This is a genomic window from Streptomyces sp. NPDC000941 (genome assembly GCF_053599555.1).
Genome location: NZ_JBSFMM010000443.1, coordinates 1 through 3,850 on the forward strand (window position 1 = coordinate 1; position 3,850 = coordinate 3,850).

The 3,850-nt window shown below is 69.1% G+C and carries 3 protein-coding genes and 1 pseudogene; 2 read left to right on the plus strand and 2 right to left on the minus strand.

Translation table 11 applies throughout. The annotated features are described in order from the left end of the window. Positions 1-30: 30 nt before the first annotated feature. On the minus strand, positions 31-174 hold the full coding sequence (locus ACWDSL_RS52400; RefSeq protein ID WP_450496740.1) for a hypothetical protein: 144 nt from the start codon (positions 172-174) through the stop codon (positions 31-33). A 156-nt stretch (positions 175-330) separates the two neighbouring features. Here ACWDSL_RS52400 and ACWDSL_RS52405 point away from each other — a divergent pair, with 156 nt between their 5' ends. Beyond that, positions 331-1,143 carry an SDR family oxidoreductase gene (locus tag ACWDSL_RS52405; protein ID WP_450496742.1) on the plus strand — a complete coding sequence of 271 codons (813 nt, stop codon included), beginning with the start codon at positions 331-333 and terminating at the stop codon, positions 1,141-1,143. Positions 1,144-1,187: 44 nt separating this feature from the next. Here ACWDSL_RS52405 and ACWDSL_RS52410 read toward each other — a convergent pair. Continuing rightward, a pseudogene (locus ACWDSL_RS52410) lies at positions 1,188-2,024 on the minus strand (SDR family NAD(P)-dependent oxidoreductase); the annotation flags it as partial. Between the two features lie 223 nt (positions 2,025-2,247). Here ACWDSL_RS52410 and ACWDSL_RS52415 point away from each other — a divergent pair. Further along, the coding region (locus ACWDSL_RS52415) for a type I polyketide synthase (RefSeq protein ID WP_450496744.1) at positions 2,248-3,850 on the plus strand (1,603 nt) is incomplete at its 3' end.

The following is a 3,850-nucleotide window of genomic DNA, read 5'->3' on the forward strand; positions in this document are numbered from 1 at the left end:
GCCGGAGGCGACCGAGTGAGGCCGAAAGCATCAGTAGTAGTTGTTGGCCTGCCAGAACGACCACGCCGCGCGAGTGGCGGAGGCGATGGCCTCCGCCCGCCTGGCGGCGCTCAGCGCGCGCCGTACGGGGAGGTCGGGATCCTGTTCCGCCGTCGTCGGACTGACACTGGTCATCCAGAACTCATTTCCTGGTGGATTGTTTTCCCGATGGATTACGAGGGTCCGGCAGGGTACCCCGCGTGGCTCGGCTTTCGACGGAGTCCTTTTCCTTGGGATTCCGGGGTCTTGAGGGGGTTCCGTGCCGTGTGCTCGGTTGCGAAGGTCGTCGCCATGACCCAAACAGCTGGAAAAACCGCACTGGTGACCGGTGCGTCGCGCGGAATCGGCGCGGCCATCGCCCGGAGGCTCGCCGCCGACGGTGTTCTGGTTGCCGTGCACTACGGGCGGTGCAAAGCGGACGCCGAGGAAACGGTCGCGTCGATTGAACAGGCCGGCGGGCAGGCATTCGCGATCAGGGCGGACCTCACCGCCGACGGCGCACTCGACACACTCTTCAGCGAACTCGCGACCGGGCTCGTCGGCCGACCGCTGAACATCCTGGTGAACAACGCCGCCATCTACGCCGAACCGGACGACCCGGCCGCCGCACAGGCGGACGGATACGTGGCGGGCATTTCCGAGGTCACTCAGGAGGAGTTCGACCGCATCTTCAGCGTCAATGTCCGGGCCCCGTTCTTCGTCACCCAACGGTGTCTGCCGCTCCTCGCCGACGGCGGACGGATCGTCAACATCTCCTCCGCCGTCACCAGGATCGCCTGGCCGCTGCTGCCCTACGCCATGAGCAAGGGCGCCCTCGAGATCATGGCGCCCAGGCTGGCCAATGAGCTGGGACACCGGGGGATCACCGTCAACACCATCGCGCCGGGCATCACCGACAACACCAAAACCAACTCCTGGCTGCACGACATGCCCGGGGCGGCCGAGGGCGTGGCCGCCATGACCGCACTTCGCAGGCTCGGCCAGCCGTCCGACATCGCCGACGTCGTCGCCCTCCTCGCCTCGGACGAGGCCCGCTGGGTCACCGGGCAGCTGGTCGACGCCTCCGGCGGCATGGCCCTCGCCCCCACACCACCTGGCATGTAGCGGCCATCGCCGACCCGTCGTCCAGCGGCCATCGTCAACCGTCGTCAGGAGGGCGGATCGAGCCGGGCCACGGCACGGCGCAGAGGCGGCGCGAACCGGCTGATCAGACGTACGAGACGGGCATCCGGCGTCACGGTCGCCACGGGCGTGTTGCGCGCGACCGCGCGCAACACCGCCGCGGCGACTCTCTCCGGCGGACAGCCGCGCCGCCCGAGCGTGTGCACGGCCCGCTTCCGCAGCCGCGCCTGCTCCTGTTCCGATACCCCGGCGAAGTGCATCGCCGCCGTGAAGGAAGTGTTCACAAAGCCCGGGCACACCGCGCTCACACCCACCTCGAACTGCGCGAGTTCCGCCCGTAGACACTCGCTGAGCATCACCACGGCGGCCTTGCTCGTCGCGTACGCCGGGACGGCCCGGGTGGGTTGGAAGGCGGCGGCCGACGCGATCGTCACGATGTGCCCGCCCTGCCCGCGGTCCGCCATCTGCCGGCCGAAGAGCCGGCAGCCGTGAATGACCCCCCATAGATTCACATTCAGCGTGCGCCGCCAGTCCGCGACGGAGGTGTCGAGGAACCGGCCCGACATGCCGATGCCGGCGCTGTTCACCAGGATGTCCACGACGCCGTGCGCGTCCAAGACGCGCTCGGCAAGCCGTTCCATGGCGGCCGCGTCGGCGACGTCGACGGCCTCCGGCCATGCGTCCGTGGCACCCAACACCTTGGCCAGGTCCGCACCGGCCGACGCCGTACGGGCGTTCCGGTCCACGCAGACCACCCGCGCCCCCGCCGCGGCGAAGGCGCCCGCCGTCGCCCGTCCGATTCCGCTGCCCGCGCCGGTGACCAGCACCAATCGGCCGCGAAAGCGCTTGGCGTACCGGGACGATTCCATGGCTACCGCCTCTCGGGAGGAGTCCAGAAGCGCTCAGAAAAGAGCGAAGAGCGGTGACAGCCTGCACCTCTTATGGCGAACGGCCGCGCGCCGTCCGCGCATTCTGGGGTGCTTAGGGGGTGCAGTGAACGATATCGAATTCCCTAAGATCGCTTGACGCCCTGACGGTCCTGAGGAAACAACTCACGGCTTTCGGAATGTCGAGGAGATGCCGTAAATGGCCAATGCCAATGAGGAAAAGCTTCGGGACTACCTCAAGCGGGCGACCGCCGAACTCGTCCAGGTGCGCCGCCGCCTGGCGGAGATCGAGTCGGGGGAGCAGGAGCCGGTCGCCGTGGTGGGGATGGCCTGCCGCTTTCCCGGCGGTGTGGGATCGCCCGCGGAATTCTGGGAGTTGCTGGCCTCCGACGGCGATGCCATTTCGGGATTTCCGGTGGACCGGGGGTGGAATGTCGAGGCGCTGTACGACCCGAATCCGGACCGGGCGCGAACCGGGACGTCGTACACCCGCCACGGCGGCTTTCTCCACCACGCCGCCGACTTCGACGCGGGGTTCTTCGGGATCAGCCCGCGTGAGGCGCTGGCGATGGACCCGCAGCAGCGTCTGCTGCTGGAGACCTCCTGGGAGGCGCTGGAAGGCGCCGGTATCGACCCGGCCACGCTGCGCGGGAGCCGCACCGGCGTTTTCGCGGGGATGATGTACCACGACTACGCCACGCGCCTGCTCGAACTCCCCGATGGGCTCGAGGGGCTTGTCGGCAACGGCAACGCCGGCGGGGTGCTGTCGGGTCGGTTGGCGTACAGCTTTGGTTTTGAGGGTCCTGCGGTGACGGTGGATACGGCGTGTTCTTCGTCGTTGGTGGCGTTGCATTTGGCGTGTCAGTCGTTGCGGTCGGGGGAGTGTTCGCTGGCGTTGGCGGGTGGGGTGACGGTGATGTCGACGCCGGGGGTGTTTGTGGAGTTCTCCCGTCAGCGTGGTCTGGCGGCGGACGGGCGGTGCAAGCCGTACGCGGCTGCCGCTGACGGCGTGGGCATGTCCGAGGGCGTGGCCGTCCTGCTGGTGGAGCGGTTGTCGGATGCGCGGCGGTTGGGGCATCGGGTGTTGGCGGTGGTGCGGGGCAGTGCGGTGAACCAGGACGGGGCGAGCAATGGTTTGACGGCGCCGAATGGTCCGTCGCAGCAGCGGGTGATCCGGCAGGCGTTGGCGGGGGCGGGGCTGGCGGCGTCGGATGTGGATGTGGTGGAGGGGCACGGGACAGGCACGAGGCTCGGGGATCCGATCGAGGCGCAGGCGATCCTTGCCACGTATGGCCAGGATCGCCCAGAAGACCGGCCGTTGTGGCTGGGGTCGGTGAAGTCGAACATCGGCCATACGCAGGCGGCGGCGGGCGTCGCCGGCGTGATCAAGATGGTGCTCGCGCTCGCACACGGGACGCTGCCCCGGAGTCTGCACGTGGACGCCCCCACGCCTCATGTCGATTGGTCGGCTGGGCAGGTGCGGTTGCTGAGCGAGTCGGTGTCGTGGCCGGGGAACGGGCGTCCGCGCCGGGCAGGTGTGTCGTCCTTCGGGGTCAGTGGCACCAACGCACACATCATCCTCGAACAGGCCCCGGACCAGGTCGCAGCGGAAAGCGAGCCCACGCACGGATCGCCGGTGGTGCCATGCGTCATCTCGGCGCGTTCGGAGGGCGCGCTGAGAGGGCAGGCGCGGCGGTTGCGGGAGTTTGTCGCGGACCGGGAAGGGCTGCGGGATGTGGCGCGTGCGCTGGCCGGCGAGCGGGCGGTGTTCGAGCGCCGCGCCGTGATCGTGGCCGAGGACC

Coding starts and splice junctions, on each gene's coding strand:
- ACWDSL_RS52405 (WP_450496742.1), top strand. CDS start 331: ATGACCCAAACAGCTGGAAAAACCGCACTGGTGACCGGTGCGTCGCGC.
- ACWDSL_RS52400 (WP_450496740.1), bottom strand. CDS start 174: ATGACCAGTGTCAGTCCGACGACGGCGGAACAGGATCCCGACCTCCCC.